Source organism: Lacrimispora struthionigena (genome assembly GCF_048627165.1).
Taxonomy (GTDB): domain Bacteria; phylum Bacillota; class Clostridia; order Lachnospirales; family Lachnospiraceae; genus Lacrimispora.
The window spans coordinates 1,549,921-1,574,975 of record NZ_JBMBWP010000002.1; the positions used below are offsets into that span (position 1 = coordinate 1,549,921).

21 protein-coding genes and 1 tRNA gene are annotated in these 25,055 nt (G+C 40.8%); 3 read left to right on the top strand and 19 right to left on the bottom strand.

The features are described from left to right. Positions 1 to 11 precede the first annotated feature (11 nt). Together sdaAB and sdaAA are read left to right on the top strand one after the other, a co-directional pair. Positions 12 to 671: an L-serine ammonia-lyase, iron-sulfur-dependent subunit beta gene (gene sdaAB, locus ACOAOT_RS16400; RefSeq protein ID WP_420217978.1), complete on the top strand. Its 660-nt coding sequence runs from the start codon at positions 12 to 14 to the stop codon at positions 669 to 671. 25 nt (positions 672 to 696) lie between these two features. Then, positions 697 to 1,596, top strand: coding sequence for an L-serine ammonia-lyase, iron-sulfur-dependent, subunit alpha (sdaAA, locus tag ACOAOT_RS16405; RefSeq protein WP_420217979.1), 900 nt, complete (start codon positions 697 to 699; stop codon positions 1,594 to 1,596). Between the two features lie 22 nt (positions 1,597 to 1,618). On the opposite strand, the gene ACOAOT_RS16410 is transcribed toward sdaAA, so the two are convergent. From ACOAOT_RS16410 to ACOAOT_RS16475, 14 genes are all read right to left on the bottom strand, one after another. Then, positions 1,619 to 2,086: a YcxB family protein gene (locus ACOAOT_RS16410; RefSeq protein ID WP_420217980.1), complete on the bottom strand. Its 468-nt coding sequence runs from the start codon at positions 2,084 to 2,086 to the stop codon at positions 1,619 to 1,621. 67 nt (positions 2,087 to 2,153) lie between these two features. Continuing rightward, on the bottom strand, positions 2,154 to 3,446 hold the full coding sequence (locus tag ACOAOT_RS16415; protein WP_420217981.1) for a TRAP transporter large permease: 1,293 nt from the start codon (positions 3,444 to 3,446) through the stop codon (positions 2,154 to 2,156). Continuing rightward, complete coding sequence (locus ACOAOT_RS16420; protein ID WP_420217982.1) at positions 3,446 to 3,970, bottom strand: TRAP transporter small permease; 525 nt, start codon at positions 3,968 to 3,970, stop codon at positions 3,446 to 3,448. Before ACOAOT_RS16420 ends, ACOAOT_RS16415 begins: the two co-directional genes overlap by 1 nt. Before the next feature lie 66 nt (positions 3,971 to 4,036). Beyond that, a complete protein-coding gene (locus ACOAOT_RS16425; protein WP_420217983.1) occupies positions 4,037 to 5,140 on the bottom strand; it encodes a TRAP transporter substrate-binding protein in 1,104 nt (367 codons plus the stop codon). 270 nt (positions 5,141 to 5,410) lie between these two features. Further along, the gene (argH, locus tag ACOAOT_RS16430) at positions 5,411 to 6,784 is read right to left on the bottom strand and encodes an argininosuccinate lyase (protein WP_420217984.1); all 1,374 of its coding nucleotides are present in this window, start codon (positions 6,782 to 6,784) and stop codon (positions 5,411 to 5,413) included. 18 nt (positions 6,785 to 6,802) lie between these two features. After that, entirely contained in the window at positions 6,803 to 9,670 is a 2,868-nt protein-coding gene (locus ACOAOT_RS16435) for a YfhO family protein (protein WP_420217985.1), read from the bottom strand. Between the two features lie 5 nt (positions 9,671 to 9,675). Next, positions 9,676 to 10,110 carry a GtrA family protein gene (locus tag ACOAOT_RS16440; protein WP_420217987.1) on the bottom strand — a complete coding sequence of 145 codons (435 nt, stop codon included), beginning with the start codon at positions 10,108 to 10,110 and terminating at the stop codon, positions 9,676 to 9,678. Positions 10,111 to 10,178: 68 nt separating this feature from the next. Further along, on the bottom strand, positions 10,179 to 11,180 hold the full coding sequence (locus ACOAOT_RS16445; RefSeq protein WP_420217988.1) for an FAD:protein FMN transferase: 1,002 nt from the start codon (positions 11,178 to 11,180) through the stop codon (positions 10,179 to 10,181). Then, positions 11,177 to 11,974 carry a sirohydrochlorin cobaltochelatase gene (locus ACOAOT_RS16450; RefSeq protein WP_420217989.1) on the bottom strand — a complete coding sequence of 266 codons (798 nt, stop codon included), beginning with the start codon at positions 11,972 to 11,974 and terminating at the stop codon, positions 11,177 to 11,179. The genes ACOAOT_RS16445 and ACOAOT_RS16450 overlap by 4 nt, the downstream gene beginning before the upstream one ends. A 148-nt stretch (positions 11,975 to 12,122) precedes the next feature. After that, positions 12,123 to 13,313, bottom strand: a complete 1,191-nt coding sequence (locus ACOAOT_RS16455) for an iron-containing alcohol dehydrogenase (protein ID WP_104436753.1) — start codon at positions 13,311 to 13,313, stop codon at positions 12,123 to 12,125. Positions 13,314 to 13,436: 123 nt separating this feature from the next. Next, a complete protein-coding gene (locus ACOAOT_RS16460; protein ID WP_420219438.1) occupies positions 13,437 to 14,345 on the bottom strand; it encodes a LysR family transcriptional regulator in 909 nt (302 codons plus the stop codon). 5 nt (positions 14,346 to 14,350) lie between these two features. Continuing rightward, positions 14,351 to 15,034 carry a redox-sensing transcriptional repressor Rex gene (locus ACOAOT_RS16465; RefSeq protein ID WP_349669748.1) on the bottom strand — a complete coding sequence of 228 codons (684 nt, stop codon included), beginning with the start codon at positions 15,032 to 15,034 and terminating at the stop codon, positions 14,351 to 14,353. 60 nt (positions 15,035 to 15,094) lie between these two features. After that, positions 15,095 to 16,147, bottom strand: a complete 1,053-nt coding sequence (gene queA / locus ACOAOT_RS16470) for a tRNA preQ1(34) S-adenosylmethionine ribosyltransferase-isomerase QueA (protein WP_420217990.1) — start codon at positions 16,145 to 16,147, stop codon at positions 15,095 to 15,097. A gap of 62 nt (positions 16,148 to 16,209) precedes the next feature. Further along, entirely contained in the window at positions 16,210 to 17,013 is an 804-nt protein-coding gene (locus tag ACOAOT_RS16475) for a hypothetical protein (RefSeq protein WP_420217991.1), read from the bottom strand. 112 nt (positions 17,014 to 17,125) lie between these two features. Between ACOAOT_RS16475 and ACOAOT_RS16480 the strand changes: the two genes are divergently transcribed. Beyond that, positions 17,126 to 17,197 (top strand) — tRNA-Arg (locus tag ACOAOT_RS16480). A 527-nt stretch (positions 17,198 to 17,724) separates the two neighbouring features. Here ACOAOT_RS16480 and ACOAOT_RS16485 read toward each other — a convergent pair. The 5 genes from ACOAOT_RS16485 to ACOAOT_RS16505 form a co-directional block, all read right to left on the bottom strand. Then, positions 17,725 to 18,390, bottom strand: coding sequence for a hypothetical protein (locus ACOAOT_RS16485; RefSeq protein ID WP_420217992.1), 666 nt, complete (start codon positions 18,388 to 18,390; stop codon positions 17,725 to 17,727). A 427-nt stretch (positions 18,391 to 18,817) separates the two neighbouring features. Further along, positions 18,818 to 19,306, bottom strand: a complete 489-nt coding sequence (locus ACOAOT_RS16490) for a hypothetical protein (RefSeq protein ID WP_420217993.1) — start codon at positions 19,304 to 19,306, stop codon at positions 18,818 to 18,820. A 639-nt stretch (positions 19,307 to 19,945) separates the two neighbouring features. After that, positions 19,946 to 20,341, bottom strand: a complete 396-nt coding sequence (locus tag ACOAOT_RS16495; protein ID WP_420217994.1) for a hypothetical protein — start codon at positions 20,339 to 20,341, stop codon at positions 19,946 to 19,948. Between the two features lie 271 nt (positions 20,342 to 20,612). Continuing rightward, positions 20,613 to 22,730, bottom strand: a complete 2,118-nt coding sequence (locus ACOAOT_RS16500) for a methyl-accepting chemotaxis protein (RefSeq protein ID WP_420217995.1) — start codon at positions 22,728 to 22,730, stop codon at positions 20,613 to 20,615. Beyond that, positions 22,720 to 25,017 (bottom strand): efflux RND transporter permease subunit, encoded by a 2,298-nt coding sequence (locus tag ACOAOT_RS16505; RefSeq protein ID WP_420217996.1) that lies wholly within the window; start codon positions 25,015 to 25,017, stop codon positions 22,720 to 22,722. Before ACOAOT_RS16505 ends, ACOAOT_RS16500 begins: the two co-directional genes overlap by 11 nt. Between the last annotated feature and the right edge of the window lie 38 nt (positions 25,018 to 25,055).

Sequence of the window (25,055 nt, forward strand, 5' to 3'; positions counted from 1 at the left end):
GGAGAACTATCATGAATGTATTTGACATCGTCGGGCCTGTCATGATCGGACCTTCCAGCTCTCACACAGCTGGAGCCGCCCGCATTGGAAAAACTGCTGCGCTCCTTCTTGGAGAACCGGTAGCAAAAGCGGATATTTTGTTTCACGGTTCCTTTGCTAAAACCTACAAAGGCCATGGAACCGACAAAGCCATTGTAGGCGGAATCTTAAAATATGATCCCTGGGACCCAGGAATTCGTACCAGTCTTGAAACGGCCGAAAAGCAGGGTATTAGCGTTAACATTCATACCGGTACCATTGAAAATGCCCATCCAAATACAGCTTTAGTGACCCTTACCGGATCAGGTGGTGCTACGCTATCTGTCCAGGGTGCTTCCATTGGAGGCGGCAATATTGTGATAAACAAAATCAACGACATGGAAGTATATTTTACCGGTCAGAATACCACATTAATTGTCATGCATCAGGATGTTCCCGGTATCATCGCCCAAGTCACAAATCTGGTTGCTGCCGGCAACGCCAACATCTGCAATTTCCGGTTAAACCGCCAGGAAAAAGGCGGAATTGCAATTATGACAATTGAGATGGATTCCGATGTGGCCCCTTCTTTGGTGTCTGAAATCAGGCTTCTTCCTCATGTGTACAATACCATTCTTTTAAAACTGGGCTGAAAGAATCAACCGACTGGAGAATACAATGAAACTAAAATATAATACGGTGGAAGAGCTGGTTGAGGCCGCTGCTTCCAGTCACAAAAAAATTTCTGAAATCGTTTTGGAGCAGCAGGCCGGAGATATGGAATCAACCATAGAAGAAGTCTATGCAACCATGGAAAGCAGTTTTGACGTGATGCGCCAGTCTGTAATAAGTGGACTGGACGAAACTCTCCGATCTCCCAGCGGTCTTTCCGGAGGTTCTGCTGCAAAATTAAAAAAAGCCGTAGAGGAGGGTAAAAACCACTACGGTCATCTTCTTGGCAATGCCATCAGCATGGCACTGGCTGTTACGGAATTTAATTCCTGTATGGGAAAAATTGTTGCTGCTCCAACTGCCGGATCCTGTGGGGTAATTCCCGCAGCCCTGATCTCAGTTATGGATGAATACGATCTCCCAAAGCGCGACATAGTCATGTCTTTGTTTACCGCTTCTGCCATAGGTATGGTCATTGCCAAATGCGCCAGCATTGCCGGAGCGGAAGGCGGCTGCCAGGCTGAGGTTGGTTCCGCTTCTGCCATGGCTGCCGCAGCTCTGACAGAGATTTTTGACGGTACACCCCAGATGGTATCCGACAGCTGTGCCATTGCGTTAAAAAACACCATGGGACTTGTCTGTGATCCCGTTGCAGGACTGGTGGAAGTTCCCTGCATCAAACGAAATGCCATGGGTGTGGCCAATGCCTTTACCGCATCCGAGCTTGCCTGCGCAGGGATCAAAAGCGTAATACCTGCAGATGAAGTAATTCTCGCCATGAAACAGGTGGGACAGCTCATGTCCACCTCTTTAAAAGAAACAGCCGAAGGAGGGCTTGCTGCCACTCCTACCGGCTGCCGCCTGTGCAGACAGATTTTTGGTCCGGAAGCCTGCAGCGGAGAATGATCTTACAACTTCATATCTGATATCATTTTTTCATTTTGGAAGAGAGAAAGGCATAGAAATCATTTTTCTCTTCCTTTAATATGCGGCCCGGAAGAACAAATCCATGAGTGGAATTTAAAAACACCAGTATCATGGAAGGCTTTTTCGCAATTCTTCTGACTTTGTTCCAGCTTATTTCCTGCTTTCCCTCTCCCTGTCCCACATGGATTCCCGTGTCATCAAACCGGATCTTGATATCCTGACTGGCTGACGCCTGTTTCTTTGCTTTCCCATAAACTGCAAGAGGCTGAATAATCGGAAAAAGGCAGCAGCCTAACACTGCACAAATCCGGAAGAAATTTCCGGAAGTTTCCCATCTGACAATGGTAAGAGTAAGAATCGCAGCAGTAAAAATCAGGTTGCACATGCCTACCATTGATCCATAAATATAGTACATGGACAGCTGCCAGATATCCATGCCTGTATTTCTGTACGTATACTCGTATTTCATAATTCATTTCCTCCCATAGCAGAAATCAGGCATTGAAAATTACAATGCCTGATTTCAAACGTGCTCATCATTTTGCAAATAAGGACGGTAACCAGAGACTGGCTGCTGGTACAAAAGTAATTAGTAAAAGTGTGATAATCATACAAAGATAAAATGGAAGGGTTGCCTTTACTACCTTTTCCATTGGCAGCTTTGCTACCGCCGAACCGATAAACAATACCGCGCCAACTGGTGGTGTTAAAAGTCCGATACCACAGTTAAGTACCATAATAATTCCGAACTGAACCGGATCGATACCAATTGAAGTTGCAATCGGAAGTAAAATAGGGGTTGCAATCAAAATAATTGGTGACATATCCATGATACAGCCAAGGATCAGAAGAATCAGGTTTAAAAGCAGAGCAAGAATAATCGGATTAGAAGTAATTCCGGTAATTGCATGTGCTGCCATATCCGGTACATGGAGTGATGTAAGACAATATCCAAATACGTTGGAAGTTGAAATAAGGATAAGAACAATGGCAAGTGTATTGACACAATCCCCCATTACGTTCCAGACACCTTTCCAGTCCAGTCCTTTGTAAATAAAGACGCTTACAATTAAACTGTAAATAACAGCGATAGCTGCAGATTCTGTAGCAGTAAATACACCACCTACTACTCCGAATACCACAATTAATACGGCTGCCAGAGCCCAGAATGAAATTCCCAGCTGCTTTACCAGGTTTTTGATGCTAAACTTATCTCCCTTTGGATAATTTCTTTTTACAGAAATAATATAGGAACCAACCATAAGGGAAATTGCCAATATCGCGCCTGGTACATAACCTGCAAGGAAAAGGCTTCCTACTGAGATACCGCCTGCAGTAGTTGCATAAATTACCATATTATGACTTGGAGGAACTAACAGACCCTCACAGGAAGAGGTTATGGTAACGGCCGTTGAGAAATCATCATCATAGCCCTGATCCACCATCATTGGGATAAGGATAGAACCAAGTGAAGCTGTATCAGCAGCAGCTGAACCAGAAATACCACCAAAGAAATAAGATGCAACGATATTTACCATTGCCATACCGCCCCGCATCCAGCCAACACATGCATTGGCAAGAGCAATCAGTTTTTCAGAAATACCACCGGATCCCATAAGAACGCCCATGGTGATGAAAAACGGTACTGCCATCAGGCTGAACGAACTGATTCCTTTTACCATCTGCTGACAGATCACTGCCAGACTGCTTCCCTGGGAAAGCAGACAGAATACTGCAGATAAAGCCACTGCGTAAGCAATTGGAAACCGAAGGAAAACCATAAGAAAGAAACTTCCCAGTAAGACCAGGATTGCTATATTACCGCCCATTATAGATTTTCCTCCTTTTCAAAAAGACGTTTGATATCATTGTATAATGCTTCCAGTTCAAAAATAATCATTGCACCACCAGCCAACGGAACCGGGAAGTACATCCAGAATCTGGAAAGCTTAGGCATACTGGTATAAAATCCTTTTGATCCAATACCATGAGCATATTTCCAGCCTACAGTCAGCATAATAAATGCAAGTGCGAGAATGGATATATCTGCCAGAATGTCAAGAAATTTGATCAGATTTTTTGGCAGATAAGTATCCAGTGCAGTCATACGGATATGAGAACCTCTCCGAATGGCAAGAGCTGCAGATAATACCGCCATGTAGCACATAAAGGTTAAAACAACTTCTTCGCTCCACGCTGGATCGGGGATAAAGGAGATATATCTTCCAGCCACCGACATGGTGGTTATTAAAACATCTCCGATCAAAAGTATCTTACATATAAACAAAACAATCTTATAAACAATATCATAAGCCGGTTTTATCTTGTCAATTGTTTTGAAAATTTCTGGCATAAAGAACCCCTTTCTAATAGTGAGGGCACAGAAAGCTGATTTCTGCGCCCCACTTGTCAACACTGATTATTTCATATCAAGAATCTTCTGATATAAATCTGCATTATCCTTTGTGTTTTCAGCAATTACGTCCTTGCAGGCTTCCTGCCATGGTGTAATGTCTTTTACTTCAACTACATTAACACCAGCAGCTTTTAAACCATCTAATACTTCTTTCTCATTATCCTGAGAAAGTTTCTGGTTGTATTCAGAAGCATACTTGGCAGCCTCTGTCATGGCTTTCTGCTGATTCTCAGTTAATTTATCCCATGAAGCATCTGTGATAATAACCTGAATGGCACCAAGTGTATGTCCGTCAAGAATTAAGTTTGGAGCAACTTCCTGGAATGCATTTCCTTTGTAGTTGGCAATTGGCTGTTCAGCAGCATCAACCACACCGGTCTGAAGAGCGGAATAAAGTTCATTCATGCTTACTACGGTTGCATTTGCACCTAAAGCACTTACCATACCTGTCATAACAGGGTCACTGGAAACGCGGATTTTTAAACCTTTAATATCATCAATGCTGTTAATTGGTTTCTTGGAGAAGAAATGACGGAAGCCCTCTTCACCATAGAATAAACCTCTTACTCCTAATCCTATATCATGCGGCTCCATTAAAAACTCTGGAGCAAGATCACTTTTTACGAATTTCCAATAATGATCACGGCCTGCAAATGTGTAAGGAATGGATAACAGTTTTGACTTGTTTGCACCATAGCTGGTAAGCGCGAACGCAGAGATACGTGACATATCAATGGTTCCGCCGCCGCCAAGCATGTTATCAAGAACATCGTTTTCTGCTCCCAGTACACCGCTTGCCTGTAAATCAATTTTAATAGATCCGCCTGACAATTCTTCAACCTTTTCTTTAAACGCCTGATCAGTTTTACCTACGATTGTGTCTAACGGATTTACTTCTGCATATACAAGTGTAACCTGTGGATCTGTGGAAGAAGCTTCTTTGGATTCTCCCCCCTTGGTTGTCTCTCCTGCTGCTGCAGTTGTTGCAGCCGCTGCTGCAGTGGTTGTCTCAGTCGCGGTATTATTTTTTGCAGTACCGCCGCATGCTGTTAATGATAAGGCTGCAATTGCAGCTAACATCAGAGCACTCAGTCCTCTTTTTTTCATGATATAACCCCTCCTTATAATTTCCTTGCCAGTTGAAAACCTAATTATTTCCTTATGTTTCCCCCAGCGAAATCATTCTATCACACAAAAAGTGATAAAACCACGGTAAATATTTGCGAATCCTAGTATTATTTTAACATCTTATTTATATCCTATCCCCGTTTCTTTATTAAACATTAACATTGTTTTTGGTTTTTTGCATTCCAGTTTGACATTTCATATAAAAAAAGACCCGTACATGGTGCACGGATCTTTCTGACTGCTCTGCTCTTATTCTTCTATTCTCTTTTTATATATTTCAATTACCTTTTTCATTGCCTCCTGGCCTGGGGCTCCGATGGTCATTCTCTTTTCCACACAGGTCTTTAGGCTGATTGCATCGTAAATATCCTCTTCAAAAACAGGGCTGATGGCTTTGTATTCTTCCAGAGTCATATCATCCAGAGCGATACCTTTCTCTATGCAGAAAAGGACAAGCTGACCAACGATTCCATGGGCATCACGGAAAGGAACTCCGTGGTTTACCAGATAATCTGCGGCATCGGTAGCGTTGGTAAAACCATTCTTTGCACTGACCTCCATCACATCCTTACGGAAGGACATGGAGGAAATCATTCCTGTAAAAAGAGCCAGACAGCCTTTTACTGTATCAATTGCATCAAAAGTCAGTTCCTTATCCTCCTGCATATCCTTATTATAAGCAAGAGGAATCCCCTTCATGGTAGTCAGAATGGAAATAAGTGCTCCATAAACCCGTCCTGTCTTACCTCTGATCAGCTCTGCAATATCAGGATTCTTTTTCTGAGGCATAATGCTGCTTCCCGTACTGTAGGAATCATCAATTTCAACAAAACGGTACTCATTGGTATTCCATATAATAATTTCCTCGCAGAACCTGCTTAAATGCATGGAGATAGTTGATAAGGCACTTAAAAGTTCAATTAAGTAATCTCTGTCTGCAACCGAGTCCATGCTGTTTAAGGTAGGTCCATCAAAGCCAAGAAGCTTGGCGGTGTATTCACGGTCCAGAGGATAGGTGGTTCCTGCCAAAGCTCCGGATCCCAGGGGACAGTAGTTCATTCTCTTTCTGATATCCAAAAGGCGGGAATAGTCCCGGTCAAACATCTCAAAATATGCACCTGCATGATGAGCCAGGGTAATTGGCTGGGCTTTCTGCAAATGGGTAAAACCAGGCATATAGGTATCCAGATTTTTCTCCATTAATGCCAGAAGTTCCTTTAAAAGCCCCTTTACAAGAGCGGAAAGTTCATCGATTTCGTCTCTGGTGTACAGTTTCATATCCAGAGCCACCTGATCATTTCTGCTTCTTCCCGTATGGAGACGCTTTCCTGCTTCTCCAATCCGTTCCGTTAAATTTGCTTCCACAAAGGAGTGGATATCTTCATGCTCCGCTGTGATTGTAAGGGCTCCACTTTCCAAATCGGCACAGATTCCTTTCAGACCATCAATAATTTTATCCCGGTCCTCTTCACTGATGATTCCCTGTTTTGCAAGCATTGTAACGTGGGCAATGCTTCCCTCAATGTCCTGATGATAAAACTTCTGGTCAAAAGACAGGGATGCGTTAAAATTGTGAACCAGCTGATTGGTTTCCTTGGTGAAGCGACCGCCCCATAATTTCATAATAGTTCTCCTCTTTCCTTAGTTAGTTGTATGTGTCCGCATGGGTTTGCGTTTTTTGTTCTTTCCTGCTGCCAGGCCTGTCAGCACCAAAAGGATCAGGATACTTCCTCCTGTAATCATTCCTCCGGCTTTTAAGCCCTCCGGCATATATTCAAGGGTAACTTCATGAGTTCCGGCAGTCATATGAACGCTTAAAAACGTATCAAATATTTTATAGGGTTCTGCTTCCTTCCCGTCGATCTTTACAGACCAGCCCTTGTCAAAAGGAATGCTTAAATACAAAAGTCCTGCTTTCTCAGCATCAACCGTTCCCTTAATCTGGGTATCGGTCCATTTTGTAAGCTTAAGCGGATTCTTATTTAACACCTGATAAACAGATTCCAGGCCTTGAGGAAGAAAACGGTAAGCACTTGCTATTAAATCCTGATCATTGTCATCATTTCGAAGTGTAACTTCTTCTCCCGATTTTAAATAGCCCAGCTCCAGTAAATATCCACGGCTTACATTATCAAAGTTTTTTGTCTTTTCTCCCAAAAGTGCAACGACTTTTTCAACCTTCTTGTTGCTGACAAAAACATAGTAATCACCATCTGTATCAGGAGTGAATGTAAAGCTTTTTCCTTTTACTTCACTGGGTACTTCAGAAAGCACCGGACTTGCACCTAATACCACCGCTAAATCATTTTGAACCTCAGCCGGATTAGTAAGCTCCAACTGCCAGTTATTCTCCACATCATATGGCATCATAAAGCCTAATGAAAGTGCATAATTATTCTTCCACAGCTGCATGTCATCCTGAACCGATACAAGAGAGGATACTTCATTTTCTCCCGTCTCTTCGGAGTACAGGGCATATTTCACAGCAAAAAGTGCATCTACCAAAGGAGTGCTGCCTGTTATACTGTAGGCGTTGGTTGAGCTTTCACAGCCAAGCTTTTTAAAAAATTTAGACAGATCCGCGTTGGCAGTAGACGAAAACAGGGATACTGATGGAAAATTCATCCATGCACCGTCGTTCTTAGTTTTTCTTGTGACCTTTTCCACCCTGTAAAAATCGGGGTTAGGCAGCAGACCTTCTGTTAAGTCAATGGAAGCCTTATTATCTTTTACATAGTTTGTACGGCTTGTAGTTGTAACACTTGTAACCGTAGTATTGACTGCTGCTTCTAAAGCTACCACTCCAAGAGCCAGCAAAACAAGCAGATTCCGGTTGATTCCTCTCTGATAAAGGCTGATCAGTCCTGTATATACTGCCAGAAAAATGATGGCAACATAAAAAATAGAAAAATGGAAGGCATCGTCTGTAATCAGTTTCTGAGCCATAATCACAAAGATTACAGTGGCAAAAAAAGCTGTCACAACATGTTTCCATGGTATCTCATGTAAATAGATATAAGCATGATATCCTGCTGTCAGTATGAGAAAGATATAGATAAAGGATTGCCTGCAGGGAAGGCTGTTTGGATAGTGAAATCCATGCCAGATAAAATTAAGTACATTAATAGAGAAGCTGGCATAAAAAAACAATAAAAGGGAACACATGACAATCTTATCCTTCTGCCGGATCTTCCTGCATCCAAGATACAAAAGGAAAAATATAAGAATTGCCACGCCGCAGTAAATATTCGGCCAGTGATCCAGTCCGATTTCTGTTTCCACTGCTGGCAAATGTCTTGCAATCATATCAAAGATGGAAAAATAGGAGCTGAATGTCTGGGGAAAGTTAATATCTCCAGAGGCTGTCATCTTCATGGCATAGATTTCAGGCAGCAGTACCACTGCAGCCAAACCACCTGCAAGAAGGGAATACACTGCAAAATGAACCCCGTTTATCAGAACCTCTTTCCATGGTTTTCTTCCTTCCAGAATCAGAAGTGCCAGGAAATAGAAGACCATAAAAATACATATCATAATAGATATGTAATAATTGGATAAAATTGATAACCCAAGTGTAATGCAGTAAAGAATGCATTTCTTTTCCTGAACCAGTTTCTCTAATCCAAGCATAATAAGCGGGAACAAAAGAATACAGTCCAGCCACATAATATTCCAGCTATACGCTGCCATATACCCGGATAATGCATAAAAAATACCAAAGAACGCGATTCCAAAATCAACTGTCTTAAAATGCCTGCGCAGATACCAGGAAAAAGCAAGACCGCTTAACCCAATCTTTACCACAATCATATAGGTCATGAATTCAATGATAAATTTTTTCGGGTAGAGAACGATCAGCCAGTTTAAGGGACTTGCCAGATAATAGGAATAAAGAGCTGAAAAATTAACTCCCATGCCAATATCCCAGCTGTATAACAGGCTGCCTCCATGAGTCAGCTTATACTGGAATTCAGAGAAAAAAGGTGCATACTGATGATACATATCCGTTCTTAAAAAGCTTTCTTCTCCAAAGGGAAAGATCCCTCTCTGGGCAAATATAATGATCATGATTATCACAGGCACAAAAAAGGCGGCAATCAGACCGTCAGAGTCCTTTACCAGACTCCCGCTTTTATGCTCTTTTTTCCGAAAAGAACGTAAGACCTCCTGGTGCTCTTCTTCAAATGGTTCTTCTTCCCCCATTTCTTCTCCGTATTCCTCTGTATTTACAGATTCGTCAACGGAATAAGACTCACTGTCTTCATTGGAATCATCAAAATCATAAAGTTCTTCCATTCCTTCTACCGGAACCTCCAGCCTTATGACAGGCATGGATTCATAATCCGGTTTTTCTTCTCCCTCGTCCCCCAAAAAACCTGTCTTCTGTCTGTCATCCGTTTTATTCCCTTCCTGGATGTCCGGTGTTTTATCTTTTTTTTCATCTGATGTCATCTTTAAAATATCCTCTAATTCCTTTGAAATCTTTTCAATATCGTCATCGCGTTCCATTTTACTTACCTCTCTTTACAAGGGGGAACCTCACTCTTTCGGAATATGAAAAGCTTACTGAATACATAATTTACAATCACAACAACGATGGACACCAGTATTTTGCTTACATATTCATCCATATTGAGCCAGGAAACCATTATCACCATAAGAACCATTTCCATGACGCCTGATGCAGCCCTGCATGCAGTAAAGGAAATCATCTCCTTTACCACAAATCCCAGATGCAGATCATAGCTTTGAAATACAAAGATTTTATTAACACCAAATGCAAACAGCACAGAAACCAGCCAGGCTGCTGCAGTACTGATCCGATAGTCGACTCCGGCCTTCACCATTCCAACATACACGATCAAGTTGACTACCGTGGTAAGGACACCAAATACCAAATAGGATATGACCTCACGGTTCATAACCTTGTCCCATATTTTTTTAATCATAATAGCTGTTCTCCTGTAAAACACATTTCCTCTATTGTATTATAGGCACCGGAAATTGTAAAGGGAATCTAAGGGGACGTTACCAGAAAGTCCTTAGCCCCCTCTGTGTAGTGTACCTTGCCATCCTCTGTAATAAAAACACCATAAACATCATCCATGGAATTTAACAGCTCCATTCCCTTTTCCAGTCCCATAGAAAAACAGGTGGTAGATAATGCGTCCCCATCAACCGAAAGCTTTGAAAGAATGGTGACGGAAACCAGCCCGTTCTCATAGGGAAAGCCGTCTCTGGGATTTAAAATATGATGATAGTTCACCCCGTCTTTTTCAAAATGGCGCTCATAAACACCGGAGGATACCACAGACATATCTTCTATATTTAACGTTTCAATGGTCTCATTTCTGTCTGCATAGGGCTTTTGCAGTCCAATCTTAAAAGGGCTTCCATCTGGTTTCTTCCCAACACAGAGTACATTTCCACCCAGATTAATCACTGCACTTTTCACTCCCTGTTCAAGAAGATAATCTTTCATGCGGTCTGCTATATATCCCTTTGCAATCGCCCCTAAGTCAATGGAAGTGTCGGGAGATAAAAAGGTAAGGGTATCATCTTCAAGCTTTAAATTCTGGTAACCTACTTTTTTCACCGCAGCACTGATTTCATCCGAGGGGGGAATAACGGGATTTGAAGCTGTAAAGTCCCATAAGGAAGACAACGGTTCAATGGTAACATCAAAATCACCATTGGATATTTTGGAATAATAAAACCCCTTGGAAAGCAGGGCAGCCATATCCGGTGACAGCTTCACAGATGATTCCTGTCCAGGTCTGTGATTGATTTTATAAACTTCACTGCTTTCAATTGTTTTACTGAAAATATTTTCATAGGAACGGCACAGATCCAGACATTCCTTTAAAATTTTAGGATCATCGTTATCATAAAGAGTAACTGTTACAAATGTATTTAACAAAAATCCTGATTTACTGATTGGCTCTATTTTTCTATGACATCCGGTAAGAAGACTGACAGCCAGGCAGACCGCCAAAACCGCTGCTTTTCCTTTTTTCATTCCTGATCCTCCAATTTTTTACCGGCTTCCCTTGCGTGTTCCACAAACATCCGGCGTACACCTTCAATTTCACCCATTCCTTTCAACCGGCAGATCACATCATAACCAACAGTTTCCAGCCGGCTTTTCCACGAATCACTATCTGTCCCAGCCATATCATTATGAGCATGATCTCCGCATACAATCATCATGGGCTGAAGAACTGCCTGTTTTGACTGTTTCCCGTTTAGTGCTTCTATTACATCATCAATGGAAGGTTCTGCTTCTACCGTTCCCACATGATACCTGGTATATCCCTGTTTTTTCAAAATTCCAGCCAGGCGGTTATAGGCGGCATTGGCTTCATGTTCGGAACCATGGCCCATAAACACAATCTCCGTACCTTCCGAATCATATTCCTTTGTATCTTCCGTCAGGATCTTCGTAAGTTTTAAATAATCTTCCTCAGAAGAAAGAAGGGGTGCACCGATAATCAACTGGTCAAAGGAACCTTCCTGTTTTTTTACAGCATTGACGATACAATCATATTCTTCTCCACCCATTACAAGAGTCGGTTGGATCAATACCCGATTAAAGCCTTCTGCTGCCAGCTTTTCCATGGCTTCTTCCACTCCGTCAATCTTAATATTATCCCGTTTTCTTAATATATCTATAATAATCCGACTGGTAAAAGCCCGTCTTAATTCATAAGAAGGAAATTCAGCTGCCAGAGCCTGTTCTATGGCTTCTATGGTCTTACTTCTGCTTTCGTTATAACTTGTCCCAAAGCTCACTACTAGTAATGCCTGTTTCATCTTTCTGGTCCACACTTTCTAATCTTTTTCCTGACTACCATATCACAGATGATTTTTGCTGTCAAATTCCTTTTTACGCACCACAGGCGCAGAACCAAACGGTTCTGCGCCTGAGATACACATTGCATACATTTTATTGGAGATTATCTTAAAAATCTACCTCTTTATCATAGTAACAACAGGTTAACAGCTTCTCCATCTCTGCCGGGGTAATTGCCCGTGGGTTGGAGCCGGTGCATGCATCACCAACTGCTAACTCAGCTACTGCCGCTAATTTATCATTGAACTCTGCTTCGTCAATGATTCCGCCTTCGTATTCCTTAATACAGGTAGGAATATCCAGCTCCTTGTTCATGGAACGGATCTCAGCAATTAATGCATCAACCAGTTCTTCATCTGTGTTGCCCTCTAAACCAATGAAACGGGCAATCTCACCATAACGCTTTGCTGCTTCTGCGTCTTTGGCATTAAACTTAATAACTTTTGGAAGATACATTGCATTGGCACAGCCATGCACAATGTGTCCGCCAGAATAAGCAGCTCCTGTTTTATGAGCCATGGAATGAACGATTCCAAGGAGTGCATTGGAAAATGCCATACCTGCAAGACACTGTGCATTATGCATGCGGTCACGTGCAGCCATATCTCCGTTATAGGAATCAATTAAATCATTATGTATCATCTTGATCGCATGAAGCGCAAGAGGATCGGTATAATCGCAGTGAAGAGTGGAAACATATGCTTCCATTGCATGGGTAATTGCATCCATACCGGTATGAGCTGTCAGCTTTTTAGGCATGGTCTCAGCAAGATCCGGGTCAACAATTGCCACATCGGGTGTTATATTAAAGTCAGCAAGGGGATACTTGATGCCCTTGTGATAATCGGTAATAACGCTGAATGCCGTAACTTCGGTAGCAGTACCGGAAGTAGAAGGAATGGCGCAGAACTGTGCTTTTGTTCTTAAAGTCGGGAAATTAAAAGGAATGCATAAATCCTCAAATGTTGTATCCGGGTATTCATAAAATGCCCACATTGCTTTTGCCGCATCAATCGGTGAACCGCCGCCGATTGCAACGATCCAGTCCGGTTCGAACTCCCGCATCATCTGGGCACCCTTCATTACAGTTTCAACGCTGGGATCAGGCTCTACCCCTTCAAACAGTTTTACTTCTAATCCAGCTTCTTTTAAATATGCTTCCACTCTGTCAAGAAAGCCAAAACGCTTCATAGAGCCGCCGCCTACGACAACAATTGCTTTCTTTCCCTTTAAGTTTTTTATTTCCTCCAGGGAGCCTTTTCCATGATAAAGGTCTCTGGGTAATGTAAATCTAGCCATTGTAAAACCCTCCTTGTGAAATTCCTGTCGTTTCTATGAGATAATTGTAGTTCAAACAGAGAGGAATTACAAAGGTAAAAAAATATATATCAGTATATAAATACTGATATATATTTAACATTCTTATTCTGCCAATTTTTCTTTTACACAGCTTAACTGCTCAAGAAATTTCTTATCCCAGCCGGTAAGTGAATACCCCTTCCGGCAGATAAATGAATCCCTGAAACGTTTCTTCTTCACGCATTGTTTTTCCACCAGCTGATACTGCTTTAGCAGCTCTTCCGGCATGGGAGATACCCACATATAGGTCAATTGATTGTCACACAAAAGCTGAAACTGGCTGCCCCGTTCATATACATAAATTCTCTTTGGGGATTTGGGATATTTCATTCCCCCTCCAATATCGTCGTTTTTGCTGGAAACAACATCTCCATGGGCAATCTCAATAAAATTCATTAAATCTTCGGCTTCTATCACACTCTTATCTGCAAGAGGATGGGCATTTGACATCAGGATCCTTAAAGAATACTCAAAAACAGATTCCATAATCAGCCCTTTTGCAGCGGTCTCCCTTGCATAATACTTTTCAGAAGCAACCGGATACCGGATGATACCAAGATTGTACTCTCCTGTCTCCACATCCCTGATAGTATCTGTGGAATTGGTCTCCCGAAGCCATACGTTCATCATGGATTCAGCGCCCATTTCCTTTATAAAACCGGAAAATGCTGTGCTGATATAACTGGCTCTGGGCATAGATAGAGAAAACTCCACACCGCTTCCATCTCCTGTTTTATACAGATGTTCCATTTCATCAATCTGAATCAGAACATTTCTGGCATGTTCTAAAAAGATCCTTCCTCTGGCAGTGGGCACAACTCCTTTGGAAGTCCGTTTAAAGATAGGCGCCCCAAGGCCTTCTTCCAAAGTCTTAATCGCCTTGCTGAGATTCGGCTGATCCATGTATAAATTGGCTGCTGCCTGTGTAATGGAACCGGTCTTTTCCACTTCAACCGCATACTGCAATAGCACGGTATTCAATCATCTTCCTCCTTTGTCTCCTGCCAACCGTTCTTTTCCACTTCATACAGATACTTTGACAGTGCTGCAAGCGAAACTGCCATATTCTCGTTTTGAACCAGTATATGGGGTGGTACAGTCAGATGAATGGGGGCAAAATTCCAGATGGCCTTCACTCCGCCTGCCACCAGCCTGTCACAGACCCCCTGGGCATATTCAGCAGGAACGGTAATAATCCCAATGTGTATATTCATTCGCTGACAAAGGTTTTCCAGTTTATCCATGGAAAGCACCATCTTTCCACCGATTCTGGTATTCACCTTTCTTCCGTCAGCATCAAAAGCCATAACAATTTCAACCCCGTACTGTTCAAAGCCTTTATAGGAAAGCAGTGCTTTTCCCAGATATCCAACGCCTACCAGTGCTGCCTGATTGGTGTTATGAAATCCCAGAAATTCCTCCATATCTGCAATTAATTCCTTAATTACATATCCCATTTTGGGCTTTCCTGCTGTTTTGGCTACTAATGCCAGATCTTTTCGGACCTGAACCTCATTTAACTGAAGATCCAAAGCAATGGCGGGTGCGGAAATGGTTTCTAATCCATCGCTGCTTTTCTTTTCCAGATAATGATGATAAACGGGAAGGCGCTCCAGCGATTTTCTGGATATTCCTCCTACCATATGTCTCTTTTCTTCCATAAAATCTTCCCCCAGTCTCATTTAGCAAATAACAGATACCAACAACCCTTTTATAACTTTTTAATTGACTGTACCCCGATCCTTCTGGTCAGTCAGAAACATGGCATCGCCAAAGCTGAAGAAACGGTATCTCTCCCGAACTGCTTCCTCATATGCATGAAGTACATGATCTCTCCCCGCAAGCGCAGATACCAGCATAATTAAGGTGGATTCAGGCAAATGGAAATTGGTAATCAGGCAATCCAGTATCTTAAAGCGATAACCCGGATAAATAAATATTTCAGTCCATCCGCTTCCTGCCTTTAATATACCGTCTTGCGTTGACGCAGATTCCACGGTTCTGCAGCTTGTGGTTCCTACGCAGACGATCCTTCCCCCATTTCGTTTGGCATCATTAACCTTTCTTGCTTCCTCTTCTTCAACGATATAGAATTCAGAGTGCATGTGATGAGCTTCTATCTCATCCACCTTAACCGGGCGGAATGTACCAAGTCCCACATGAAGTGTAACATGGGCAATCTCCACTCCTTTTTCCTGTATCTTCTTTAATAATTCTTTTGTAAAATGCAGACCTGCGGTTGGTGCGGCAGCAGAGCCTTCATTCTTGGCATAAACAGTCTGATACCGGTTTTTATCCTGAAGCTGGTGGGTAATATAGGGTGGCAGGGGCATCTGACCAAGCTGATCTAAAATCTCTTCAAAAATACCCTCATAAGAAAACTGGATGAGACGGTTTCCTTCTTCCACCACGTCAATCACGGTTCCTTTTAAAAGTCCCTCTCCAAATGAAATGACAGTTCCGACTTTTGCTTTCTTTCCCGGTTTCACAAGAGTTTCCCAGATATCATTCTCTCTTCTTTTTAATAGAAGAATCTCGATCTTTGCTTCAGCGCCTTCTTTTACACCAAATAGCCTTGCCGGAATTACCTTGGTATCGTTAATAACCAGACAGTCTCCCTTTTTTAAGTAATCCAGTATATCTTTAAAATGTCTGTGTTCGATCTCTCCCGTATGCTTGTCCAGAACCAGCAGTCTGGAAGCCGACCGGTCCTCTAACGGATCCTGTGCAATCAGCTCCTGAGGTAAATCAAAATAAAAATCTCTGACGTTCATAAAACTACTCTCCTTTATCAAAAATGCTCCTCTGCACGGTGCCACGCAGAGAAGCATCTGTTTTAACTATTGTTCGACTGGCTGGCTGATTCACTGGCAGGTTCACCAGATGACTCACTATCTGATTCCCCAGTGGTTTCTGCAGCAGCTTCCGGCTCTTCTTCGCCCTTTTTTAAGGTGTTATAAACTGCCAGAAGATTCTCATCGGACTTTAAAGCCTTCTCAAGACCTTCGTTTACCTCTTTTGCCATCTTTTGCACTTCATCAGACTGGTTTACTTCCTGCATAAATTCAGACTCTTCTTTGCTGTTATCTGCAACCAGGAAGCAGCTTCCATCCGATGCAGTCTTTGCATAGCATACAATCAGGCTTGGAGCCATCGTCTCTGCCTGACGGAATTTCACATCAAATCTGGCATAAACCACATAGTCACCATCTGCAATTCCAGGTGTAGAAAAGCATTCCAGATTTTCAAAACTCTGATAGAACTTTACCTCTTCTTCCATTCTGGAAGCCAGCTGATCCAGGCTCTCATCCCCGGTTTTACCGCCATAAACTTTAGAAAGTGCGTCCTTGTCGCAGCTCTTTCTGGCGTTAAAGTATGACTTCATCAAATCATTCAATTCGGGCACCGCATCCTTTTGCAGTGCAACTTTTACCTTCTGCGGCTGATTTTCATCGCTTTGCGGTGATGTACTCTCCGCCTTGGCAGAGACCGTTTCCGGCTCATTCGCGGGCTGTCCGGCTTTGTCCAAAACAACCACCGCCATGATCAGTATTACTGCAACCAATGGTATGGCAAGAAACTTCAAAAACCGTCTGGTTTCCGCTTTCAGCCCATTCCATTTTCCTAATAAGTCCTTCATTAGACCTGACCTCCTGGAGAAACAATCTCCTCTCTATTCTAACAAAAAAACAGCCAAAAATCAACAAATAACTCTTGCGCTTTAAAACAATCTATAGTAGAATGTAAAAGATGCATCTGTAGCTCAGTGGATAGAGCAGTGGCCTCCGGAGCCGCGTGCGTAGGTTCGATTCCTATCAGATGCACTATAATTATATAGAATTATTAACCAAAAATCCTTGTTTTAAAAGGATTTTTTTAGTTTACAGTTTCTTAAATCATTTTGAGCAATTTATTTTGAATCGTTCTTCTTAACCATATATATCCACTTAAACAAGTTTTTAATACCAAAAAATTAAAATTCAGACCGCTGCAACTACAGAATTATGTTTTGCTGCTTCTCATAGTAAAATATCTCATTTAAATAAAAACCAGCCGATAACAATGGGACTGTTACCGACTGGTTTTGTTTATTTTTCATTCTGCCTATGGCAATTTTCCAAAGAACGCAACTATAAAAGCTGAAATAATGAGTAATATAGAAAATACATATTTATAACTCTTTTTTATACTAAGCATCCATATGAAACTAATCAGACTTGATATGATAACAATGTATACCGCCAGCATTTGTAAAAGGCTGTTATACAATTTATAATGATTTGCACTCCACATAATAATTGTAAAAACCGTAAATACAATCATGGAGATTGTTTTTATTATTTTTTTCATTTTAATATGTACGAACAGATGTTATCTGATGTGTAATTTTATATACTTGTCGTCTGCCCATTCTGGTTCTGTAGTATTTTACGGTTTTTATGGATAATTTTAATCCATGACTAGAATCATTAGGGATCAGTAAAGTGCCGCCTCCTACAATTGTGCTGATTGTACCAGTTATGCCACCAGCAATTTGTGCTCCTGGAACTTTTGTCAGTATTAAACCAACAACTCCCGCTACAGTGGCCGTTGTACCTATGGTATCTCTAATTTCTGCATAAGAGATATATTCAGTACTATAAGATGTTTCTGATTTTAAAGTAATGCTGCCTTTGTTGCCTTGATTACTTATATCAACCGTTTTACCCGTAATAGATGAGTAGATTGTATTAGATAATTTATCATATTTTAAATAATTTTCCTTACCTGTCTCCAGGTTTTTAATGGTAACTGTTCTCGTATTATCATCTTCTGCAACGGTTACAAGTTCTGACGATCCCTGGGACTCTACCAACACCGAAGTGTCACCAAGTATTTCAATATTATCTTCCAGGTTTTCCGATAAAACTCCTGCTGTAGATTCAAAGTCACTTTCTGCCGCGGAGACAGGTGTAATAGTTAATGCTGTCACGGTAGTTACAGACAATATGATAGCTAAAGCTTTTTTCAATCTCATATTTTTTCTCCTTATATATCGATTAGTTATCGCTAACTCTTGTATGAAAATACGGCCGTGTTTTCATTTCTATTATAGTTCTTTTAAAATTTTATAACAACAGTTTATCCCTTACATTATTCTTAAATAAAACCTGTATCATAGTCCATAATTTATGTTATATTTTCTCTTTTTCGACATCACCTGACGTGTTTTGATACAATCATATGATTAATATTTAAATTTTCATTAACATGCCGATTAAGCCAAACAATATCATAGGTACAGCCCACTGTTTATTAAAAGATATATACATAAAAATAAAGGCATCCCAGAATGAACTTACCCCCATAAATTAGATTCGGTCTAACTTATGGGGGTAAGTTCATTCAGAAGCCTTTTTTACAGAAAACCTTTATATATTCAGTTATTCTCATTTAAATATGTATTACATGATCAACTTTACATCAGGGGGCTTCCTATATTTCAAAAATAATCCCTCCTGTGAAACTAGTTTCTTCAATATTTGAAGAACCTGATCAGTTGGTTTATAAATAGAAACTGAAAATCCCCCATCAATACTTATAAGAAACTGAGGCTCTGTAAAGATTATTTGTGCCGAAGAAAAATCCATTGATACAATCTTGTTTATTATATATGCTAATTTATCCGGAGAACTGTTTCGGATATTAACGTCAAAAGAAATCTCATGTTCCAACTCAACAGGTATTGGAGCTTCAGTTAAATAAATTTCGCAATGAAGGAAATAAATCATCTTCAAAGCAATTCTGGATATTTTATCTGCAAAAGTATGTAAATAAGTACTTTCAAAATATTCCTCCAAATCCAGAAAGCTCACATCATTTGTTTCATATGGAATAAAATCAATAAAATAATAATCATCTGATTTTTGAAATGATTCTATTAATTCATACATAAAGTATTATACCTCATTAATTTGCAAGTACTTCCCCATTCTCTCCCAGTGAAGCAACTCTATTCCCATCCTTGTCCTTCAACTTCCACTTTCTTCCTCCATGACCAGCATTATCTTTATCAATTGTCCAGCCACCTTTTTCTTTATAACTAGTTTTTCCTTTAACATTTTAATCAAACTTTCCTAAATCAACATCTCCGTTTTCACCCCTTAACCTAGCTGGAATTTTTCCTTTTATTTGGCAATTTATAGAGAATCAGAATCACTAAGCCAATCAGTAATAGTATTGTATAACCAGGTTCCTGCTGCTATTGATACGCCAGCTACGAATATAGCGCCTGTCGCAGCAATTGCAATATTTCCAATACCAGGAATAAAATATACTCCTGCCGCACGCAGGGCGAACAAAAAACAACCAGTATCAATCTAACTGTTACTAGCTGTCTAAAAATATAAGTTTATCTCTCTCTTGTATAAAACATACCTGACCCTATGGCAAATTACCAAAAAAGCAACCATAACAACTGAAATAATGAGTAAAACATTAAAAATATTTTTATAAGCCTTATTCATACTATGCAGCCATACATACCAAAAGTTTCATCTGGCATGCTTATCACATTCTAATTGCTAAGTTATTCAATTATAATCACTGCCCCCTTTGGTATGCAAAACCCCTCCCTCAATGACAAATAGTCCACACCTGCTTCTCATTACGGAATAATACTCCTTTTGAGTTTTAGGTAAACCATACGCGATCTGGACCGTTTTCCAGTTGCTCCTGTATATATTACCTACTTTAACAACCTCAGGAATAGAATCCGTTCTGCTGACTTCCACCATATTCTTATTGTGTATCATATCAATATAATTATATCTGGTTACGGTTATGGACAATATGAGACCCATGATTAAAAAGCCGGACAACCCGGTGAACATCAGCCAGTCCCGTCCAATAAAGAATAACACAAATAACAAAAGCATAACCACTAAATATAACACTCCATAAACTGTAATCCCAACAATATTAGTCATATGTTTACCCCCAGGATACAAATCATAATCAAGCTATGGTTCAATGGATATCTGATTGAATTATACCATATATTGCCTTAAAAAAACAGATATGTTTGGTAAAATATATCATTCTATCTAATTTTTAAGTGCGTATAAGATTATGTGTCATCCATAAAGCATAACTATATAATCATATTATTTTGATTTTCCTCCTTTCTAAACTCAAAAAACGGATGAAGACTAACCACGTCAATCTACACCCGTTTTATTATAATATTCCTTTATGCTTTTAGCTAAAAATCCCCGTAACTGCATTCCACATTTTTGCGAATACATTCTTTACCCGCTGCCATACTCCCACATCCACAGGAGCCGGCTCAATATCAACTGCATTGGTATTTACATCATCTTCTGAGATTTCCTGTGACCTTAAGATAATCTGGATACTGGAAGGAGTCTGGTTCTTATCCGATGTAAAGGATACCATCTTATCATCTAAATTCATTTCCAGCAGATTGCTGTCATCAGCAATTTTATCCAGCTTCTCATCCAGACTGTTTCTGATACTCTCATTGGCTCCTTTTAGCTTATTTGTGGTAGAAGAAGTTTCCGCCGCCTTTTCCAAAATATCTATCAAACCGTTTAAGGTATCCTTTGTACCGCCTTCCACCGCTGCCCGATTATTTTTCACAGTGTTTTGAACACTGCGGAACAGGGATATCACCTGGTTGGTCGACGAACTGATCTGTTCTACAGAAGCTGCCGTATCATCAAGCATTAAATCAAAAGCTGCCTTGTTATCATTTTTTGTTTTATTTAAACTAACCACATCTCCGATTGTTGTATCGATATCGTAAGTAATAGACGCAAGCTTACTTACGACTGCTTTACTGTCTTTAACTCCTCCCTGAACATCGATTCCGGATATTGTATAACGAACACTGGATAAGATGTTGTTCATGGAGTTTAATATTTTGGATAATACAGCTGCTGTCTGAATCAGTGCAGCAGCATTGGTGTCGCTCATACCAGAAGCTGCAACCGACTGAAGCTGGGCACGAAGCTTGTCTACCGCATCTTTTCCCAAAGAAAACTCCAGGTCATCAAGCACATCATTCATATCACCCATAAGCTTCTGCATGCTCTCTGCCTGTTGCTTAAGATCTTCTGCACTTAATGCCGAAGATGGGGAAGCAGTGGAACCAAGCTTCTTTAAAACGCCCTGAATCCCATCAAGCTGTTGCTCAATATCTTTAATCTCACCTGTAATCTGATCTGCATCAGACTCCTCCAGGCCGCTTTGGAGATCTCCCAGGGAATCTTTTAAATCTCTTAAAGATGAAGATAAGTTATAGAAATCTTCCCCGGAATCCTGAAGTGTTTCCACCAAAGTATTTACTTTATTATTTACATCATCAAGTCCCTGCTTATTGGCCATGATATCCGGCGCAAGCTGACTGATTTTCTGATTGGCAGCTTCCAGACTGTCTATACTTGCATCTGTTTTTGAGATTATTTCATCCTTTGATGCATCGAAGTTTTCTCTTGCTCCCTGCAGCTGGCTCAGTCCCTTTTTGGTAACATCCATACCGTTGCTGATATTGTGCAGCGTATCCAGCATTTCATTCATACCATCAAGCAGCTCATCTGCTGAATCCTTAAACGTATCCTTTGCCTCCTTCACATCAGCAATATCACTGATCTGATCCAGGGTTCCCGGAACCATCATCATAATTACTCCGCTGGATTCAAAATCGTGGGAACTTATTTCAATATGAAATGTCTTTTCCTGACCTGGAACAGCCGCAAAAAGAACAGCCTTATAAGTACCCAGAGACTGGATCTGTGCTCCGGGCGCTTCAACGGAATTGACGTCTTCCATATCTACCATTGTAGCAACCTGTAAAAGCATATTGTTCTGATAATATGTATTGGCATTCTTATTGGGAATGCAGTGAACGTCTATTTCTACCAGCCCATCCGCATGTAAAAGATCCTGAGCTTCTTTTGGTATACCATTTAATTTATAGGAGATATCAAAATCCCATGGAAGAACTACTTCTCCGTTATTTAACTGGCATTCATAATAGAAACGGTCTTTTGTATCTTCCGGAAGCTGCCAGGTCACTGTGTCTCCGTCAACAGCAGGCTTTGCATAATTTGACATATTGGTAATATCCTTATAAGTTCCATAATCAGAAAAGGAACGGATTCCATTTAATGTGACTCCTTTTACCACGCTGCTGTCAGTCTCTTTTCCGTAATAGTCCAGATTTACATATAGTGTTTCGTCCACAGATACAGCTGGCGGTCCGGCGTAAATATTTCCAGCCATATTAATACTGATCATTGAAGTGATGAGTGTCGCTGCTGTCAGCCGATATGCTGCGCTCCATTTATTTTTCATTGTTTTTCACTTCCTCCTGTTCCTGCTTCTTATCTTCTGTGTCTATTTTCTGTCCACCTTCTGTTTTAACGTCTTTTGATTGTTCCGCTTCCAGCAAAGCTTTCTTTTTTTCAATTCTGTTGGCTTTGAACGCTTTTTTCTTTTCAATTACGGCCTGATGAGAAGCAACGATCTTTTGCCGTTTTCCTTCCTCCCACATCAAAACAGGATCTGCCAGGGTTAAAAGAACCGGCAGCAGGAATAGTACCATAATTACACTGATAAAAGCGCCCCTGCCTATTAAATGTCCAAGACCTGCAATGGCAGATACTGATGAGATAAAATATAAACCGTATCCAACTATCGTTAAAATAGTTCCTGAAGTCAGGATAGAAAGTGCACTTTTGGAAACAGTGTGCTTGATAGCCCTAGCCTTTTCCGGATATTTTTTCTTCATATCCATATAGTTATTGGTCATCAGAATGGAATAATCCACCGTAGCCCCCAGCTGAAGACAGCTGACAATAATATAACCCAGATACAATATATCCTCTCCTTTAAAATAAGGAATTGCAAAATTGATAAATACAGCTACTTCAATGGGGATCAGAACAACAACAGGTATAATCAGAGACTTAAACGTAATCATAACTACCAGGCCGACTCCCAGGATGGAAAGAATATTTACAAAGTTATAATCTTCCGTGATAATGGTCTTGATATTCTGGGTGGATGGGATTACCCCTGTGATATAAGCCCCTTCCGGATAATACTTATTTACAATGGAACTGATCTCATCCGAACATTGAAACGCAAAATCACTTTCATCAGAGGATTTTACATAAATCATAATTCTGCTGTAATCCTTTGTATGCAGCAGGCTGGTAATGCTTTTCGGTATAATCTTCTCCGGTATACCATCTGGTAAGGTGCCCGCCAGAGAGGTAGCAGATCTCACATAGTCTAAATCTTTCAGTTCATCCGTCAGGTTTTTTTCCGTTACCATATTGGTATTGGGAACAACCGCAAGAATTAAATTACTCTTCCCAAAACGGCCGTTAATCTGCTGTTCATCGTAATATACCCGGGTACCAGGACTAGATCCCAATGCACCGTTACCAAATGTAAATGCATTCATGTTCTGGGCTATAAAAGCCGGTATAACCAGAAGTGCAATTGCAGTCAAAACACCATAACGCACTTTATGTACAAGAATTCCCAGCCCATGGAAAGATGGCATAAAAGAACGATGCTCTGTCTTCTTAATTCTGTCTCCCCAACGAAGCAACAGAGAGGGCATTAAAAACAGAACCGTTGCAAGACTGATTACAATTCCCTTGGCCAGAACAAATCCCAGATCGTATCCAATCGAAAAGCGCATCAGCATCAGAACCAGAAAGCCGATAATGGTTGTTGCGCCACTTGCAAGTATGGACGGTATGGATTTGTGAAGAGCATTGGTAATTGCGGTTACCGGATCATCTCCTTTTTCCCGTTCCTTTGTAAAACTGTCCAGAAGGAAAACTGAATAATCCATGGCTACTGCCAGCTGTAAGATAGCAGCCACACTGAACGTGATAAATGATATGGTTCCAATCATCAGGTTGGTTCCCATATTAATGATAATTGCAATTCCCATAATCATCAGGAAGAGAAATGGTTCAAACCATGAAGTGGTTGTTGCGCACAATACCAGTGCAATCATTACGACTCCCATAGCCATGGCAATACTAATCTCTCTGGTAAGGGTCTCATTTAACGATTTGTTCTGAACCGCCGATCCCATGAAATAGCCTTTGTCACCTGTCATCTTCTGCATCTGGCTGATTGCAGACTTGGTAAGACTGCTGGAATCCCCTTCTTTAAAAATGATATCCATAACAGCATAATTGTCCTTATAGTAATCCTGGATATCATCGTAGTTAATAAATATGTTTGCTTTATAAACATCGGTGGTGGTATCTGCCCACATCACCATATCCACACCGTCTATATCCGCAATCCGGTCCTTATAGGCCTTTGCTTCATATAGAGTAACAGGGCCAACCATTACCCTTGCCGTGCCTGGATATCCAAATTCTTCTTCCATTACATTAAGGCCTTTTTTCGCTGGTGCCCAGTCGGGAAGATATTCGCTCAGATCATAATTAACATGAACAAAGCAGGCGCAGACAGCAGATATAATTACTGCCAGCGCAAAGAGTTTTTCAATTCGTCTGCCGTTCTTAACGATCAGTTCAATAAGGCCCGAATGTTTTTTCTTAGGCCTGCTTTCATGAAGCTGTTTATTTTTTTCTTTTGTTTTCACTGTCCTCACCCTTTATTCGTCTTTTCAGTGTATACAAT

Bases quoted from the DNA above. Each gene is read 5' to 3' on its own strand.
- sdaAB (WP_420217978.1), top strand. From the start codon at position 12: ATGAATGTATTTGACATCGTCGGGCCTGTCATGATCGGACCTTCCAGC.
- sdaAA (WP_420217979.1), top strand. From the start codon at position 697: ATGAAACTAAAATATAATACGGTGGAAGAGCTGGTTGAGGCCGCTGCT.
- ACOAOT_RS16410 (WP_420217980.1), bottom strand. From the start codon at position 2,086: ATGAAATACGAGTATACGTACAGAAATACAGGCATGGATATCTGGCAG.
- ACOAOT_RS16415 (WP_420217981.1), bottom strand. From the start codon at position 3,446: ATGGGCGGTAATATAGCAATCCTGGTCTTACTGGGAAGTTTCTTTCTT.
- ACOAOT_RS16420 (WP_420217982.1), bottom strand. From the start codon at position 3,970: ATGCCAGAAATTTTCAAAACAATTGACAAGATAAAACCGGCTTATGAT.
- ACOAOT_RS16425 (WP_420217983.1), bottom strand. From the start codon at position 5,140: ATGAAAAAAAGAGGACTGAGTGCTCTGATGTTAGCTGCAATTGCAGCC.
- argH (WP_420217984.1), bottom strand. From the start codon at position 6,784: ATGAAATTATGGGGCGGTCGCTTCACCAAGGAAACCAATCAGCTGGTT.
- ACOAOT_RS16435 (WP_420217985.1), bottom strand. From the start codon at position 9,670: ATGGAACGCGATGACGATATTGAAAAGATTTCAAAGGAATTAGAGGAT.
- ACOAOT_RS16440 (WP_420217987.1), bottom strand. From the start codon at position 10,110: ATGATTAAAAAAATATGGGACAAGGTTATGAACCGTGAGGTCATATCC.
- ACOAOT_RS16445 (WP_420217988.1), bottom strand. From the start codon at position 11,180: ATGAAAAAAGGAAAAGCAGCGGTTTTGGCGGTCTGCCTGGCTGTCAGT.
- ACOAOT_RS16450 (WP_420217989.1), bottom strand. From the start codon at position 11,974: ATGAAACAGGCATTACTAGTAGTGAGCTTTGGGACAAGTTATAACGAA.
- ACOAOT_RS16455 (WP_104436753.1), bottom strand. From the start codon at position 13,313: ATGGCTAGATTTACATTACCCAGAGACCTTTATCATGGAAAAGGCTCC.
- ACOAOT_RS16465 (WP_349669748.1), bottom strand. From the start codon at position 15,034: ATGGAAGAAAAGAGACATATGGTAGGAGGAATATCCAGAAAATCGCTG.
- queA (WP_420217990.1), bottom strand. From the start codon at position 16,147: ATGAACGTCAGAGATTTTTATTTTGATTTACCTCAGGAGCTGATTGCA.
- ACOAOT_RS16475 (WP_420217991.1), bottom strand. From the start codon at position 17,013: ATGAAGGACTTATTAGGAAAATGGAATGGGCTGAAAGCGGAAACCAGA.
- ACOAOT_RS16485 (WP_420217992.1), bottom strand. From the start codon at position 18,390: ATGAGATTGAAAAAAGCTTTAGCTATCATATTGTCTGTAACTACCGTG.
- ACOAOT_RS16490 (WP_420217993.1), bottom strand. From the start codon at position 19,306: ATGTATGAATTAATAGAATCATTTCAAAAATCAGATGATTATTATTTT.
- ACOAOT_RS16495 (WP_420217994.1), bottom strand. From the start codon at position 20,341: ATGACTAATATTGTTGGGATTACAGTTTATGGAGTGTTATATTTAGTG.
- ACOAOT_RS16500 (WP_420217995.1), bottom strand. From the start codon at position 22,730: ATGAAAAATAAATGGAGCGCAGCATATCGGCTGACAGCAGCGACACTC.